We start from the raw sequence: 14,595 nt of genomic DNA, 5'->3' as shown, positions 1-14,595 counted from the left end.
CGCGATGACCCCGTTCCCCACCGGCAGCGACGCCGACCGCAGCGACCAGCACACCCTCGCCTACGCCACCGACCTCGAAGCAGGCCTCGACACCACGGAACCTCCGCTGACGACCCGCATCCGCGAAGCCTTCGACCACGCCGACACCGTCGACCGCATCGATCAGGCCTGGATCACCCCGCTTCCCGACGACGACTACCCACTGGCGTACTGACCAGGCGCACCCGGCCTGCCTCAACGATTCCCGGTGCCGACGCCATGCGCGGCCAGGATCCGTTCCCGTTTGCGCGGCTCGATATTGGCCCGGGTGACATCCCCGTCGTAGTGCGCGAGCACCCGCGGATCCATCACCCGCCGCCACAACGGCGGAACAGCGGCGAGCAGGATCATGGTCGCGTAACCGGCGGGCAGCTGCGGGGATTCGCTGGAACTACGCAAGGTTTGATAGCGCCGACCGGGGTTCGCGTGATGGTCGCTGTGCCGCTGCAAATGGAACAGGAAGATATTGGTGACCAGCCTGTCGCTGTTCCAGCTGTCACGCGGCGAGCAGCGCTCGAACCGGCCGTTGGGGCGGCGCCTGCGCAGCAGACCGTAGTGCTCGACGTAGTTGACCGTCTCGAGCAGGGCTGCGCCGATCACCGCCTGCAACAGCAGCCACGGCAGGATCTCGAGACCGAACACCGCGAGCAAGGAACCGAACAACACCACCGTCATCGCCCAGGCCTGCAAGATGTGATTGTGCGGCGACCACCAGCCCTGACCGTGCCGCTGCAACCGCTCACGTTCGAGCGCGATGGCCGAACGGAACCCACCCGAGACAGTGCGCGGCAAGAACTCGTACAGCGACTCTCCCAGTCGGGCACTCGCCGGATCCTCCGGCGTCGCCACCCGCACGTGATGGCCGCGGTTGTGTTCGACGAAGAAGTGTCCGTAGCCGGATTGGGCCAAGGCGATCTTGGCCAGCCAGCGTTCCAGATGCTCGGCTCGATGCCCCAGCTCATGCGCCGCGTTGATGCCGATCCCGCTGACGAACCCCAGCGTCACCCCCAAGCCGAGCTTGTCGACGAAACTCAATTCGTCGCCGGCCCACATCGACGAGGCGATCACCAGGCCCAGCAACTGGATCGGCAGGAACATATACGTGCACCACCGGTAGTAGTGGTTGTTCGACAGAGCCTCGTAATCCTCATCGCGCGGGTTGGAGCCGTCCTCACCGACGATCAGATCCAGGATCGGAATCACGATCAGCACGATGATCGGACCGATCCACCAGAACACTTCGGATCCGGTGCGCAGCACCAATTGCGAAGGCAGCAGCGCACAGCCGGGCGCTATCAGCCCCAGCACCCACAGATATTGCTTCCGATCCCGAGGACCCCGCGATTCGCCCGCCGCTTGCACTGAGACCAACTCCGAATGTTGCCTTATGGATCCCCCACAACCGATAATCCGGATGCTCACCCGGCCCGTTACAGCCGGAGCAAATCTTTGGCTTTTCGATTCTGCCACCCGCCCACGCCATGATCAACGGTTCGCACGCGCCGCTGAATCGACCAAGCGACCATTCGGAAAGCGCATCCATTAAAAAGGACTCATCCACCCGCATAATGGGCTATCCGGCCGACCCGAGCATCGGGCCGAGCTCGGCAAACATACTGCCGCACAGCGACATCCGCCCTGCGCACACACATTGCGAAAAGGATCATCCCCACATCCTCCGACCTGGCCGAAACTGCCCCGAGAATCGAGCAGCACCGGTAACGCCGGGCCGGACGACAACAATTCTTCGCTCACGCACAAACCGGTTCCGCGCCGCGGATTCGAACCGCCACCCGCCACGGCAAACTACAGTTGAAGCCGACGATAACCAGGGGCGGAGGCAGATCGCCCACCCGACCGGCCGACACCTCCCCCAGAGGGAAGGCACACCATGCTCAGCGGCCGGACCAACACCAACGGGCGGACTCCCGGAGCCTGCCCATGACACGCTGGTTCACCGACACCATCGTCGACAACGGCCGCCTGCCGCTGTTCTTCCTCATGGTCGCCTTCGTACTGACGTTCCTCTTCATCCGGATGAGCACCCGGATGATCCGCGCCGAAGTCTCCTGGTGGCCGGGCAACGTCACCCCCGGCGGTCTGCACATCCACCACGTGATCTTCGGACTCGTCACCATGCTGGTGTCCGGCCTATTGCTGGTCGCACTCGCCGCGCACGAAACACCCGTCCTCAACTGCGTGCTGGCCACGTTCTTCGGCATCGGATCCGCACTCGTACTCGACGAATTCGCCCTCGTTCTGCACGTACGCGACGTCTACTGGAGCGAAGAAGGCCGCAGCAGCATCGACGCGGTCATGGTCGCCTTCGCCATCTCGGTGCTGTTCCTGCTGGGCATCCATCCACTCGGTCTCGCCGACGATTTCGACGAATACACCGACGACGGCGAAGTCGCCACCCTGATCGCCACCATCGCCGGCCTCACCATCCAATACGGCCTGGCCGCCATCACCCTGCTCAAAGGCAAATTCTGGACCGGCTTCCTCGGCCTGTTCTTCCCGCCACTGCTGATCGCCGGCGCCATCCGCCTCAGCCGGCCGACCGCGCCCTGGGCTCGATGGCGCTACCGCCCAGGCTCACCGAAACTCGCGAAAGCCGCAGCCCGCGAAACCCGCTACCGGGAACCGGTGGTCCGAGCGAAGATCGCCGCCCAAGAGTTCGTTTCGGGGAGGTTCACCGCACCAGAACCGGCGGTCGAACCGGAGACGAGCAGCGCCGGCCGGACCGGCGGCGGTCAGGAACTCTGACGCGGCGACCGCACCCGGCCTTCAAGGCATCGCGCGAACAGCCGAAAGGCAGCCGTCCACGCTTCGCGTCCTACTCCCCTCACTGCGCTGTACCGCCTGCTTCCGAGTTGTTGTTCCAGTACTGAACAAAGGAGTGAGCCCCTCGCGCTCCTTGTGTTTGTGGGGTGCGCTGGCGTGCGGGTCCAGTGTTGGGTTGTGGATTGCATGAATAGATGCGCATATCTACGTATCGCCAAGGTTTGAACACTCATGTAGGCGGTACCAGTCTTCGATCGTCCCAACCTTCAGCCTCTGCCTCCTACGGCAGCACCCGGTAGCCGGCCATGCCCTCAGACCGCACTCCCCTTGCCTACATCGCTCACCTGTACGCGCCCCTCCCCTGTCCTCCATGGAGGGAAGGCGGCCACGACGGTCAGCTCCCCCGGTCGAATGACCCGAGTCCGTCCTGGTCGAAGTACTCGAGCGTGAGCTCATCACCATCGAATGTCGCCTTGGAGACCGTGCCGGGGACAGCGTTCTCCCCAGTGGGTGTGAAGACGAAAATGTCCCCATCCCAGTGAGTCAGCGGGAAGGACATGTTCTCCGGGCCGAGCGTCAGGGTCAGCGCGCCGGCGGTTTCGGTGATGGTCGCGGGTCCGTAATACGGGTTGTCGTAGACGCCCGCGTAGTCCGTCAGCGGGCGGGCCGCGGCCGGGTCGGCGGGCGCAGTGGCGCCTGCCAATTCGCCGGTCGGTTCACTCATCGGCGCGAACGCCTGCCGGTAGAGGGCACGCCAGTCCTGAGTGATGTCGCCGAACTGCACCAGATCGGCGAACTCGGCGTTGAGCGTCTCGGGCACACCGATCGGCGCCGCATTGGTCAGGGTGACGATGCCGACGCCGGCCGAGGGAATCAGCGTGAAGGCGGTCGCTGCTCCGAGATCGAACGCGCCCGAATGGCTGAGTGTCACCCGGCCCGACGCTGATTCGCCGACGTTGAAACCGAACCCGTAGAAGCCGGCCCGTGCGTCGGCCGCCTGCGGCGGATGCGCCACCGATTGCGGCGAGATCGCGGGCAGCAAGTCGTCGGGTTCGATCAGCGCGCGCCCGTGCACCGAGCCGTTCGCGAGCACCATCGTCATCCATTTCGCCATGTCGCTGACCGAGGAACTGACTCCCCCGGCCGGCGATTGCGCGTCGGGTTGCCGCCCCGGATTGGCCACCTGGTATTCGCCGTCGACGAAGACGTGGCCGTCGGCTCGGTCCGCGCGGCCGGCGAAGTCGCTGTAGCGCGAACTGGTGGCATTCATGCCGAGCGGCTCGTACAGCTCTCGCGCCGACAGTGTCTCCCAGTCGGTGGCGCCGGCCCGCGCTACTGCCGTGGCGGCCGCGGTGACTCCGAAGTTGGTGTATTCATAGGAATCTCGGAACGGTCCCAGCGGCAGCAGGCGCAGCCGCTCGAGCACCTGATCGCGGTCGTAGCCGAGGTCTTCGAGCAGATCGCCGGCATGATCGGGGAGCCCGGACCGGTGGGCGTAGAGATCGCCGACAGTGACATGATCGGTGACGTAGGGGTCGCCCAGGGCGAAGGTGGGCATGAGCTGGTTGATGGGCGTATCCCAGGCGACTTTTCCAGCCGTCACCTGCTGCGCCACCACCGTCGCGCCGACCGATTTCGAGACCGAAGCGAGCTGGAACACCGTGTCGGGCCCGACCTCGCTCTTGCTGTCGACGTTGCCGACGCCGAAGCCCTCGCTGTAGACCACCCTGCCGTCGTGCACGATGGCCACCGCCATCCCGGGGATTCCGGAGGATGCCATCAGCTCCTCGGCCAGCCCACCGACCCGATCGACCGCCTCCATGACCCGGCCATCCGGAATCTCGACGCCTGCCACCTGGTTGGGCATGGCCGAGCCGGTCTCCGATGGGCCCGCGCTCCCTGGCTCCGCCTTGTCATCACCCCCGCAACTGCTCACGACCAGTCCCGCGGCGACGACCGCCGCGATGGCTCCGAGCTTCCTGCGCCGACGCATCACCACGTCGCCTCCTGGGTGCGATACGCCCCCATTCGACACTAATGCACGGCAGGTACTCGGCGGAAGATCACGAACTCAGACCGCAACCGCCTGTTTGTCGAACGGCTGCGGCCTCGAGTGAATGACGTCGCTCGTGGTGCGGCCCGGGGTCGCGAGCTTGTCCGGCACAGTGTCACGCGTCCGGCAGAGGTGGCCATCCTCAGGACGGCTGTGCGTACGAGCTGACCATGGTCGCGGCCCGTTCGTACAGCCGAGTGCGCAACCAGTGCGGGGCAAGGGCTTCCGCGTCCGTGGCGAGTTGCCACATCGCCCATTCGGCGTGCCGGGAATCTTGAAAGCTCACCTCGAGGCGCAACCAGCCATCCTCGTCGCAGGCCTCGGTGTGCACGGCGAGAGCGGTGCCGACCAGCTCTTCGCGGCGGGCGGGATCCACCCGCGCCAGCACGGTGATCTGGTCGCCGCCGGAGCGAAAGCGTGTGCTGCGCTCCTGCCAGACGCGATCGAGATCGACCCGGCTGGGCCGCTGGGCGGGCTCGGGAAGTTGCTCGGCGGCCAGCACCCGCGACAACCGGTAGGTGCGATCCGCACCGGCTCTGGTGGCCAGCAGATAGATATGCTCGCGCACGGTGACCAGGCCGATCGGGTCGACTGTTCGCCACGCCGGGGCCTGGTCCACGGCGGCGTAGTGAATGCGCAGCTTGTGCCCGGTGAACACCGCGCGCCGTACCTCGGCGGCCACGGCGTCGGACACCTCCTCGTCGACCAGCCGGCGCGAAAGCAGATCGGTCTCGGGCTCGATGAGCAGGCGCTCGGCCACCTCGTCGGCGGTGGCCCGATAGCTGTCCGGCAGCGCGTCGACCACCTTCAGCATCGCCGAAGCCAGTGCCGAACCGAGGCCGAATACCTGGGCCCCACGCCGCGATCCGGCGACCAGCAGGGCGAGCGCCTCCTCGTGGTTCAGTCCGGTGAGTTCGGTCTGGAACCCCGGCAGCAAGGCGAAACCGCCGTGCCGGCCGCGTTCGGCGTACACCGGTACACCTGCCGTGGACAACGCCTCGATGTCACGCAAGACCGTGCGTGTGGAGACCTCGAGCTCATCGGCCAGCTCTGCCGCCGTCAACCGTCCACGCCGGCGCAGCAGCAGCACCAGCGAGACCAATCGATCAGCACGCATACCGGAAATCTTCGCAGAAATACACGACACAAGATGTCGTGATTCGTTGGCAAGGTCGTCAGCACGGCGCCCGCACGGGCGACGGACAGATGTAGGACCTTCACCGAATCGAATGGAGCAGTTGTGGTAGCGCAACGAACGGCAGTGAACCCTGTGACGTGGTCGCTGGAGATGGGGTTCAACCAGGGCGAGCTCGTCGCCGGGCACACCCGGACGCTGTATTGCTCTGGCCAGACCACGATGAGCGCGGACGGCACACCCCAGCACGACGGCGACATGGCCGCGCAGTTGGCGCTGAGCCTCGACAACGTCGAGGCGGTACTCAGCAAGGCCGGCATGTCCCTGGCGAACCTCGTCCGGCTCAATGTCTACACCACCGACGTCGGCCTGCTGTTCCAGCATTACGGCGTGCTCGCGGCGCGTTTTGGCGCCGCCCAGGTCGCACCGGCCACCACGATGCTCGGCGTCACGCGGCTGGCGATTCCCGGCCAGATGGTCGAACTCGAGGCCACTGCTGTCGAGTGATGATGACCCCGCTGCCTCCGGCCCGGGTGCCGGAGGCAGCGGGCGCGGGGAGATGGGCCTGCGAAAAGCCGGCCGTGGCCCAGCGAGCGGGGAGAATCCCGCGCCGCGCTCAGTAATGCCCTGGCGGGTACTGACCACCGTGGGGCGGGTACTGGTGCGGATTGTAGGGCGGTCGCGGTGGTGGCGTGGCGTTGTTCGCGCGGATTACCAACATGATGATCAGGGCGATCACACCGATGACGACAAGAAGGCAGCACAGGCCCCCGACAATGGCGCCCAGGGACATGGCAGACCCGCCCGATTTCCTCGACACTTCCCGCGCCAGCTCCTGCTCCGACGCCGACGTCCAGACGTCGACTCTCGCCCACGTCGAAAAATCGACCCAGCCGGCGTTCATCAACAGGTCAAGGTAATGCACGACGCCCCCGTTCTCGAGATACCGGCCGCCTCTGCGCGCACCAGCGGATGTTCACCCTACTCGAGTAAGCGCGGGAACTGCTCGGACAGGTACGTGCGCAAGGATTCTCGTCGACGCCGGGCGGTCGCCTCCGCGATCACCCGTCGTACGACACGTGGGGCGTCCACTCCGCCTCGGAGCAGGACACCGCTGCCCACATGGCTTCGGCGATGGGCGGCGGGGAGAACGGACCCGTTTCGGCGAGCAGGCCGTTGATCTGGACGGCGACGGCCCTGATCCCTTCCGCGGCCAGGGTGGCGTCGATGCTGGTGACGAGATTGCGGACGCCGGCCTTCTGCACACCTAGCGACGCCGCGCCGTGCCACGGCTTGTCGGCGGCCGCGCTGCCCGTCACCAGAATGCGTGCGCCGCGCGACATGAAGCGGTGCGCGGCCTGGACCGCGGGCAGCAGCGCCGCGACTCCGAGAGTGACGTCGTCGAGCAATTCGGCCACAGTCAGGTGCAGGGGATCCTTCTCCCGCCACGCACTGGGGTTGAAGTGCAGCAGATCGATCCGGCCGTGGCGGGCGCCGATATCGCCGACCACGCGGCCGACGTCGTCCGCATCATGCAGATCGATGGCAGCGCCTTCGGCGGAAAAGCCCTCGGCAGCAAGCGTTTCGGCCAGACCCGCGGCATCGGCGGCAGTGCGGGCGGTGAGCGCGGCATGGTATCCGGCACGGGCGAAGCGGCGTGCGACCGCGACACCAAGGCCCGGGCCCGCGCCGATCGACAGGTGGACGGGAGTTGTCACCCATACAGGCTAAGCCGTCGGCCCGGCTCTACCGCCTTCGCCGGACGGATCCGAATGTCGCAGCCAGCTCGGAGTAGCCGCGCAGGCTGACGAGCCGTGGTCAACCGCGAGCCCGACAAGGCGAAGCTCAGGAAATCGCAAGAACAACGACCGAGGGGCGATCATGCCTTCCATTCACGCCAGGCTTGCCCCTGTCGCCGCACTCCGTCCCCCGCCCGAACCCGAGAACTCCGCGCCATGGCTAGGCTCACCCGACCGTCCATTCCCCAACAAACCCCAGGTCAAGGCGCGATTTGGCGCTTCCCCTCGGCATCCGATAATCTTGCTGGGCACACCGGTCCGGGTGGCGGAATGGCAGACGCGCTAGCTTGAGGTGCTAGTGCCCTTTATCGGGCGTGGGGGTTCAAGTCCCCCTCCGGACACAGACAGTACGCACACGGGTGGTTGTGGAGCAGTTTCTGCCACGACCACCCGTTTTTTGTGGTCGTATGTGAGTTTCAGGCCGAGTTTCCGGTAGACCTCGAGTTTGTCGGTGGGGTCAGCCGCCTTCAGTATGTGGACCAGCCCGCCCAGTGACGTCACAAGCTGGTGAACCTGCTCCATGTTCATGCACTGATCTGGGTGTTGCTCGGCTTCCTAGGCGGAAAGCTGCGCCGCAGTCGGCTGGCGTTCACGCTGCACCTGTTGGGTCCAGCCCGCCACGAGCGCCGGGTCGGTGCCCGCTTCCAGTGCTGCCCGGTACCGCGACAGTTTGCGGTCGTCTTCGGCAAGCGATCGCCGTGCACTCTCGATGGCGGGCATGTTGCCGGTCTGGGCGCCGTCGAGCATGGTCAGCGAATGCTCGATCCGGTCGGGGTGGAATTGCATCCGTCGCGGCAGAGCGCTTGATGGTCAGCGTCATCGTGTCGTCGCCGCGGATGGCGCCGAGGCGATCATCCAATTGCTGAACTCACACGCCAGATGCCACTGGTGTTGAACGATATTCCTGGTAGGCACGGTAGCGGGGAACTGCGCGGTCAGCAGTGCTTCGAGCGCGCCGTCACGGTCGCGGAACTGGTGGCGAACCCCGCCGATGACCAGGCCGTCGTCGAGCAGTGCGGTGCCGACGATCTGGATCGGGTAGGCCGGGTCGACCGGGACGGTGATGTCGTCTGGGCGCTGATAGTCGATGAGGAATCGGGTCGCAGCAGGCGATCCACCGGTGGTCTCGACGACTTCCTGGCGCCCATCGGGCAGCCCGCGCAGGAGGTAGTGATCCGGGCAGGCGGAGTTCATTTCGGCCTCGTCATCGAGGACGACCAGGTTCTCGAACCAGGCTGCGAAACGTTCGGCCGACAGGCCGGGGGCGCGCAGCCGGGTGACCGAGTATTTGGCCCGTCCCCTGCTCGTTGCGACCGCGAGCCGGGTGATCCGTTCCGAAATCGCGAGTTCGCGCTTGAGCATCGCGTAGGTACCCACGTGACCGAGCTGGGCCTTGAGCGAGAGCAATACAGACCGGCGCGTATCCAGGGAGGCAGCGCGTAGTTCGCTGACTGTGTGGTCGTGCAGGATCTCGCCCATGCCGAGCGCGCCGAGGCGGGCGGCGAATTTGCTGAGCACGGCGTCGGCGCGGCGAGACTCCCAGGCAAGTACCTGATCCCGCGTTGCCTCGCGCGGCCCGATGGTCGCGCGGATGTCGTTCGGATCGACCATGAACTGTCCGGCCTTTCACGAAAGGGGTGGTCGCGGGATTGTGACCCTAGATCTTTAACGCAATCAAAACTTGCATTAAGGATGCCTCTCTGGGGCATGTTGCGCAACCCCGGCGCGACGCGCCATCGACCGCACGCACGCCGACAGCCCCTCGACCGAGCAGATAAAGGCCACCTTTTCAGGCATTAATCATGCGCACACCATTGACAGCGTGACGCGGATAACCCATGCTGCGCTAACGCAGGACAAACTTGCGTTACGTATGCCGCGATAGCCGTCGCGATGACAACCAAAGCTCGAGAGGAAATGGTCGATGCTGACCAGGAGAACCTTCATGATCCGCGCCGCCGGGACGACCGCCGCTACGGTGGCGGCGGCAGGTCTCGGTACCGGTACCACCTTCGCGTCTCCACCGGATCGGCAGGTCAGCCCCGGGTTACGCACCTTCATCGACGGGAAGATGCTGGATCAGAGGCAGATCGTCGAGTGGGAACGACGGCGGCTGTCGGTGGCCGCGGCGCGCTTGCGCAAGGACTACGCCGGTGCGCTGGTCGGCGAACTCGACTCGCTGCTGGCCCGCCTGGAAGTCGCTGTCGACGACATCTCCACTGCACGCTCTGCGCTGGCCCGAGCACGGATGGTGATCGGGCCGGATGGCTTGCGAGAACTACTCACCGGCGAGCTCATCGCGTCCGAAGTCGCGGCGAGGACCGCAGTGGCGGCCTCGGACGGGCACTGGCAGTACTCGATCACCGAGATCACCAGCGATCGGGGCACAGCTCAGGGCTTTCTCGACTGGCTCGACCGCGCCCGGCTGACCGACGACCGCGCCGTGTGGACCGACGCCTGCCCAGACCACTACATCATCGCTACGCTGCCCGATGGTCGTCAGGAGGTTATCGAGGTAACCGGCGGCGCGGTACTGGCCAGCCAGTTCTTCATCGACTACACCGACACCGCACGGGTAATGGTGCCTTCGGACCCGGCGTTCCCACTCGCCGTCTCCGGTGTCGCCTCATTGTCCGACGGATTCGTCATCGGCGGTGTTCGCCATCAGTTCCGCGACGAGCCCGGCGGCGGGTTCCGCAGCCGGCTCCAAGTCGCCTTCCCGGCTGCGCTGCCGCAACTGTATGTGGCCGAGCATCAGTGGCATTTGGCGTGCGAGTTCGGCAACTGGATCTCGGCCTATCTGCGCTGAGTAAGCCTAGTCCGCCACGGCCCGCACATTCGCCACCCGCGTTGCTGATCGAGTAGAACTTGGACCATGGATCAGCAAGGGCGTGAGGTCGATGAGCAGACGCAACCGACCCCCGGTCCGCGCAGGCGGACCGGGGGCCGTTCGGCTCGGGTGCGTCACGCTGTGCTCACCGCCACCCTCGAGCAGGTCGCCGAGCACGGCATCGAGGGCCTGACCATCGGTGACGTTGCGGCGCGGGCCGGTGTTGCCGAGACCACGATCTACCGTCGCTGGGGAACCCGTACCGCCCTGATCGCCGCGGCTGTTACCGAAATGGCTGCCGCGGGCAATCCCCTGCCGGACACCGGCGCACTGCGCACCGATCTGCAGGTTCTCGCTGAACAGATCACGCACCTGATCGAGCTACCGGGTGTCACCCGGTTGGTGGGCACGACGATGGCGCTGTCGGCTGATCCCGAAGTAGATGCCGCGCGACGCCGGTTCTGGAGCGATCGGTTCGAGCTGAGCTCGCAGGTGATCAGCAAGGCCATCGAGCGCGGCGAACTCCCGCAGGACACAGACCCCCGCGCGGTGCTCGAAACTCTTTCGGCTCCGCTGTATTTCCGCATCATTGTGGGTGACAGGCCGATCGATGGATCATTCATCGCTCGCTGTATCGAGGACACACTCACCCTGCACGGTCATTCGCGGTGAATGCGGCCGGGCCGGTCATGCCGCGGGATCGATGAGAACTTTTCCTTCGACATGACCGGCCGCGAGGCGGTCGAGGCTGTTACCGAGCTCGGCCAAACCGACCGGTGCCTCGACGAACTCCACCCCCACAACGATCACCACGTCGGGCCTTGCTCCGCCGAGGGCTTCGGCGATGTCTTCAGCCAGCGATGACGACGCGACCAGTGTCATATCGGTGCCGAGGCGTTCGGCCCGCGCCAGCCGCGAGGCGAAGATGTCCACCACTACTTCGACTCGGCCCAATCCTTCGGCATGATCCGCGGCGGCTGCGTCGACGTCGCCGTCCTCGGCGCCATGCAAGTGAGCGCCCACGGGGACCTGGCCAACTGGATGATCCCAGGCAAGATGGTCAAAGGCATGGGTGGCGCGATGGACCTCGTCCACGGCGCGAAACGGGTCATCGTGATGATGGAACACTGCACGCGCAGCGGCCAACCCAAGATCGTCGAACCAGTGCAGCCTGCCCCTGACCGGAACGGGCTGTGTGCACCGGATCATCACCGACCTGGCCGTCTTCGATATTCGCCCTGCCGGGCTGGTCCTCGTAGAAACCGCCCCCGGCGTCAGCGAATCCGACGTCAGAGAAGCAACCGGCGCCGATTTCACGGTTGCCCTGGAAACAGCCGTCCGATAATGCAGGTCGCGCACTGACCATCGGAACGGTCTGGCCCACAGGTAACTTTCCAAGACAAATCGCTGGTGTTCGGCCGCTCGTGCGCGTCGGCCCGGCGCCCGGTTGTACTCAGCCAGCACCTCTGTCGAGCACGGTGCACAGCATCCGTCCCGTCGATGCCAACGGCCGTGTGGTCGACGAGTCCGTCGTTCAGGCACCGGGCTGAAGCCCCGGCGATCTGCCGCGCTCACGCAATGGGCTTCACGCCAACGACTTCGCCCGAATGCGCCCGTCCTTGGGACCTACTGGTTCTGGGGATACGTGTTGGCAAAGGCTGCAACCCGGTCGGTGCCGGTTGCTCGATCCGCCGAATCATCCTGGAGGTCGATGCCGCCGGCCAGCCACCCGCCGTCGATGGTGAACACACTGCCGGTGATGAACGAGGCACTGTCACTGGCGAGAAACGCGACCAAGTCGGCAACTTCCTCGCTACGCCCCGGCCTACGCAGTGGAAAACGGCTGCCGACGTGGAGCTCTTCGCCCATCTTTCGGGTGAGTTCGTTGCTGGCGATATATCCGGGGCAGATGGTGTTGACCCGAATACCGACGGGCCCCAGCTCGAGGGCAGCCGATTTCCCAAGACCGATCACACCGTGCTTCGAGGCCGAATACGCCGAGGACATCCGCACCCCGGTAAGCCCAGCCGCCGATGAGGTGACCACAATCGAGCCACCACCCGCATCACGCATGGCCCGGCCTGCCGACTGCAGACCGAGCAGCACACCGCGCAGGTTCACCGCCATCGTGCGGTCCCACTCCTCCAACGGGTAGTCCAGAACACCGGCCCAGTGCCCTGTCGCGGCATTGAGATGGGCGAAATGCAGGGCGCCGTACCGTGCGACCGTCTCGCCGACCATCGCTTCGTTGTCCTCCGGCGACGCCACGTCGACCCGCAAGCCGAACGCCTCACCACCCGCGGCCACGATCTGCTCGGCAGTCCGCTCGACGCGTTCGAGGGTGCGTCCGGCGCAGCACACCCGCGCTCCCCTGGCCGCCAGCGTGACCGCCGTCGCCGCGCCGATTCCTGACCCCGCGCCGGTAACGACCGCGACCTTCCCTGCCAGCGAAACGGCTCCGTGCTCGGTGATAGCCATCAATTGCTTCCCTTCTCGATCGATGGACATGCCGTCGGTTCGAGATAAGACGCCGGTGATGCGGTCCCCGTGACACCCGCGGCTGGGTGATGCGCGCCACAACCAGGTGAGCGGTACCCACTCATTGCTCCTCATGGCGACGACCGGGTCGGTCGGCAGCTTCATACGGCTCCCCACGCTGCAGCCCGCCTACTCGCCGGCACGCCGCCGAAGACCAGGTCCGTTGAGCGGCGCCCGGTTCGACACCGTGAACGCGCACATTCCTCGGATTCAGCGGGCGGGTGCCCAGGTGTCCGGGTCGTCGATGGCGGTGCCGTACCCAGGGCGGCCCGATTGGTCGATGCCGTGCTCCGCCCAGGTGTACATGTGGATCTCCAGGCCGTCCGGATCGTTGAACACCTGGATCCAGCCGACCGAGGCGTCCATGACAGGTGAGTGCGGGATGCCGAGACCGTCCAGATGCGCGGCCCACTGCTCCAGGTCGGGGCGGTCGTTCACCGCGTAGCACACCGGGTCGAACCCCTTGCAACCCGCGGCCGCTTCGGGATTTTCCCGCAGGGCGACAAAGCCCACGCCGGGGATGTCGCCGGCCGCGCCGCGGACCACGCCGTCACTACTGTCAGCGAACTGCATGGTCGGGCGGAAACCGAAGACTTCGCGATACCAGCGCACCGAACGGGGCAGGTCGGAGACCGGAATCTTGACGTGATGGATGCCAGCGAGGTCGGGCATCGGATCCACCTCCTCAATTTGACCGCAGTGCCACTGCGGTGAATATTGTTAGAATCCTCCTTGTGAGCGAAACCGTCAAGAGGCAATACCGGGCCGGCAAACGCGCCGAGACGGCGGCGGCCACCAGGGCCGCGATCCGGCGGGCGGCCGGCGAGTTGTTCGTCGAACGCGGATACGCGGCCACGCCGATGCGGGAGATCGCGCGCCGGGCCGGGATCGGGGAACGCACGCTCTACGACGCCTTCCCGAACAAACTCGCACTGTTTCGACACGTACTCGATGTGGCGACGGTGGGTGATGAGGAGCCGGTCGCCGTGGCGGAACGTCCCGAGGTCCTGGCCGCCCTGGCCGAATCCGATCCGAGGGCGGCCGTCGCCATCATCGTCGACTACAACGCCGGCCTGCTCGAGCGCGCCGGGGATCTCATCATGGTCGGCGTGGACGCCGCATCCGCCGATCCAGCCATGAAATCCTGGTCCGAAGCCGGAGCCGCCGCCACCCGCTCCTTCTGGGCGACCTTCGTGCGCAGCCTCGCCGAGCACGGCACCTTGCGGCCGGACATCGATGCCGATACCGCCGCCGACAGCTTGTTCGCCCTCGCCTCACCACACGTGTTCCGGCTGCTGCGTCGCGAGAGTGGCTGGCCGGCAACGAAATACCGTGACTGGCTGACAGATGCGGTGACAGCGCACCTGCTCACGCGGTAACCATCTCTTCGGGCGCCGCTCGGCGCACTGATGCCGGT

The 14,595-nt window shown here is 66.0% G+C and carries 15 protein-coding genes, 1 tRNA gene and 1 pseudogene; 8 read left to right on the top strand and 9 right to left on the bottom strand.

What is annotated here, in order from left to right:
- Positions 1-4 precede the first annotated feature (4 nt).
- Positions 5-214: an Rv3202a family protein gene (locus RJ05_RS30870; protein WP_138445681.1), complete on the top strand. Its 210-nt coding sequence runs from the start codon at positions 5-7 to the stop codon at positions 212-214.
- A gap of 20 nt (positions 215-234) precedes the next feature.
- Here RJ05_RS30870 and RJ05_RS12930 read toward each other — a convergent pair whose 3' ends face one another.
- On the bottom strand, positions 235-1,347 hold the full coding sequence (locus RJ05_RS12930; RefSeq protein WP_234012251.1) for an alkane 1-monooxygenase: 1,113 nt from the start codon (positions 1,345-1,347) through the stop codon (positions 235-237).
- Positions 1,348-1,980: 633 nt separating this feature from the next.
- Here RJ05_RS12930 and RJ05_RS12925 point away from each other — a divergent pair.
- Entirely contained in the window at positions 1,981-2,805 is an 825-nt protein-coding gene (locus tag RJ05_RS12925; RefSeq protein ID WP_036537269.1) for a hypothetical protein, read from the top strand.
- Positions 2,806-3,217: 412 nt separating this feature from the next.
- On the opposite strand, the gene RJ05_RS12920 is transcribed toward RJ05_RS12925, so the two are convergent.
- A complete protein-coding gene (locus tag RJ05_RS12920; RefSeq protein ID WP_036537368.1) occupies positions 3,218-4,816 on the bottom strand; it encodes a serine hydrolase in 1,599 nt (532 codons plus the stop codon).
- 202 nt (positions 4,817-5,018) lie between these two features.
- A complete protein-coding gene (locus RJ05_RS12915) occupies positions 5,019-5,993 on the bottom strand; it encodes a helix-turn-helix transcriptional regulator (protein ID WP_036537366.1) in 975 nt (324 codons plus the stop codon).
- Between the two features lie 171 nt (positions 5,994-6,164).
- On the opposite strand from RJ05_RS12915, the gene RJ05_RS12910 reads away from it, so the two are divergent.
- The gene (locus RJ05_RS12910) at positions 6,165-6,518 is read left to right on the top strand and encodes a RidA family protein (protein ID WP_051016533.1); all 354 of its coding nucleotides are present in this window, start codon (positions 6,165-6,167) and stop codon (positions 6,516-6,518) included.
- A gap of 109 nt (positions 6,519-6,627) precedes the next feature.
- Here RJ05_RS12910 and RJ05_RS30865 read toward each other — a convergent pair whose 3' ends face one another.
- Both RJ05_RS30865 and RJ05_RS12900 read right to left on the bottom strand, forming a co-directional pair.
- Positions 6,628-6,936 carry a hypothetical protein gene (locus tag RJ05_RS30865; RefSeq protein WP_138445680.1) on the bottom strand — a complete coding sequence of 103 codons (309 nt, stop codon included), beginning with the start codon at positions 6,934-6,936 and terminating at the stop codon, positions 6,628-6,630.
- Positions 6,937-7,072: 136 nt separating this feature from the next.
- The gene (locus RJ05_RS12900) at positions 7,073-7,729 is read right to left on the bottom strand and encodes an SDR family oxidoreductase (RefSeq protein WP_036537267.1); all 657 of its coding nucleotides are present in this window, start codon (positions 7,727-7,729) and stop codon (positions 7,073-7,075) included.
- Positions 7,730-8,066: 337 nt separating this feature from the next.
- Between RJ05_RS12900 and RJ05_RS12895 the strand changes: the two genes are divergently transcribed.
- Positions 8,067-8,151: transfer RNA gene (locus RJ05_RS12895), tRNA-Leu, on the top strand.
- A gap of 214 nt (positions 8,152-8,365) precedes the next feature.
- Here RJ05_RS12895 and RJ05_RS12890 read toward each other — a convergent pair.
- Together RJ05_RS12890 and RJ05_RS12885 are read right to left on the bottom strand one after the other, a co-directional pair.
- Positions 8,366-8,596 carry a hypothetical protein gene (locus tag RJ05_RS12890; RefSeq protein ID WP_036537265.1) on the bottom strand — a complete coding sequence of 77 codons (231 nt, stop codon included), beginning with the start codon at positions 8,594-8,596 and terminating at the stop codon, positions 8,366-8,368.
- Between the two features lie 30 nt (positions 8,597-8,626).
- Positions 8,627-9,421, bottom strand: a complete 795-nt coding sequence (locus tag RJ05_RS12885) for a hypothetical protein (RefSeq protein ID WP_036537263.1) — start codon at positions 9,419-9,421, stop codon at positions 8,627-8,629.
- Positions 9,422-9,734: 313 nt separating this feature from the next.
- Here RJ05_RS12885 and RJ05_RS12880 point away from each other — a divergent pair, with 313 nt between their 5' ends.
- The 3 genes and pseudogenes from RJ05_RS12880 to RJ05_RS12865 all read left to right on the top strand — a co-directional run.
- A complete protein-coding gene (locus RJ05_RS12880) occupies positions 9,735-10,619 on the top strand; it encodes a hypothetical protein (RefSeq protein WP_138445679.1) in 885 nt (294 codons plus the stop codon).
- A 66-nt stretch (positions 10,620-10,685) separates the two neighbouring features.
- Positions 10,686-11,312, top strand: a complete 627-nt coding sequence (locus RJ05_RS12875; protein ID WP_036537262.1) for a TetR/AcrR family transcriptional regulator — start codon at positions 10,686-10,688, stop codon at positions 11,310-11,312.
- A 264-nt stretch (positions 11,313-11,576) separates the two neighbouring features.
- Positions 11,577-11,985, top strand: a pseudogene (locus RJ05_RS12865) (CoA-transferase); the annotation flags it as partial.
- A gap of 281 nt (positions 11,986-12,266) precedes the next feature.
- Here the strand turns inward: RJ05_RS12865 and RJ05_RS12860 are convergent.
- Positions 12,267-13,118, bottom strand: coding sequence for an SDR family NAD(P)-dependent oxidoreductase (locus RJ05_RS12860; RefSeq protein ID WP_051016523.1), 852 nt, complete (start codon positions 13,116-13,118; stop codon positions 12,267-12,269).
- Between the two features lie 270 nt (positions 13,119-13,388).
- Positions 13,389-13,850 carry a VOC family protein gene (locus RJ05_RS12855; protein ID WP_051016532.1) on the bottom strand — a complete coding sequence of 154 codons (462 nt, stop codon included), beginning with the start codon at positions 13,848-13,850 and terminating at the stop codon, positions 13,389-13,391.
- Positions 13,851-13,912: 62 nt separating this feature from the next.
- Here RJ05_RS12855 and RJ05_RS12850 point away from each other — a divergent pair, with 62 nt between their 5' ends.
- Positions 13,913-14,557, top strand: coding sequence for a TetR/AcrR family transcriptional regulator (locus RJ05_RS12850; RefSeq protein ID WP_036537259.1), 645 nt, complete (start codon positions 13,913-13,915; stop codon positions 14,555-14,557).
- Positions 14,558-14,595: the final 38 nt, after the last annotated feature.

The organism is Nocardia cyriacigeorgica NBRC 100375 (assembly GCF_000308555.1).
GTDB classification, from domain to species: domain Bacteria; phylum Actinomycetota; class Actinomycetes; order Mycobacteriales; family Mycobacteriaceae; genus Nocardia; species Nocardia cyriacigeorgica.
The sequence above is the reverse complement of the archived record's forward strand: the minus strand, read 5'-3'. Positions and strand labels throughout refer to the sequence as shown.

Bases quoted from the DNA above. Each gene is read 5' to 3' on its own strand.
- RJ05_RS30870 (WP_138445681.1), top strand. From the start codon at position 5: ATGACCCCGTTCCCCACCGGCAGCGACGCCGACCGCAGCGACCAGCAC.
- RJ05_RS12925 (WP_036537269.1), top strand. From the start codon at position 1,981: ATGACACGCTGGTTCACCGACACCATCGTCGACAACGGCCGCCTGCCG.
- RJ05_RS12920 (WP_036537368.1), bottom strand. From the start codon at position 4,816: ATGCGTCGGCGCAGGAAGCTCGGAGCCATCGCGGCGGTCGTCGCCGCG.
- RJ05_RS12915 (WP_036537366.1), bottom strand. From the start codon at position 5,993: ATGCGTGCTGATCGATTGGTCTCGCTGGTGCTGCTGCTGCGCCGGCGT.
- RJ05_RS12910 (WP_051016533.1), top strand. From the start codon at position 6,165: ATGGGGTTCAACCAGGGCGAGCTCGTCGCCGGGCACACCCGGACGCTG.
- RJ05_RS12890 (WP_036537265.1), bottom strand. From the start codon at position 8,596: ATGCAATTCCACCCCGACCGGATCGAGCATTCGCTGACCATGCTCGAC.
- RJ05_RS12885 (WP_036537263.1), bottom strand. From the start codon at position 9,421: ATGGTCGATCCGAACGACATCCGCGCGACCATCGGGCCGCGCGAGGCA.
- RJ05_RS12880 (WP_138445679.1), top strand. From the start codon at position 9,735: ATGCTGACCAGGAGAACCTTCATGATCCGCGCCGCCGGGACGACCGCC.
- RJ05_RS12875 (WP_036537262.1), top strand. From the start codon at position 10,686: ATGGATCAGCAAGGGCGTGAGGTCGATGAGCAGACGCAACCGACCCCC.
- RJ05_RS12860 (WP_051016523.1), bottom strand. From the start codon at position 13,118: ATGGCTATCACCGAGCACGGAGCCGTTTCGCTGGCAGGGAAGGTCGCG.
- RJ05_RS12855 (WP_051016532.1), bottom strand. From the start codon at position 13,850: ATGCCCGACCTCGCTGGCATCCATCACGTCAAGATTCCGGTCTCCGAC.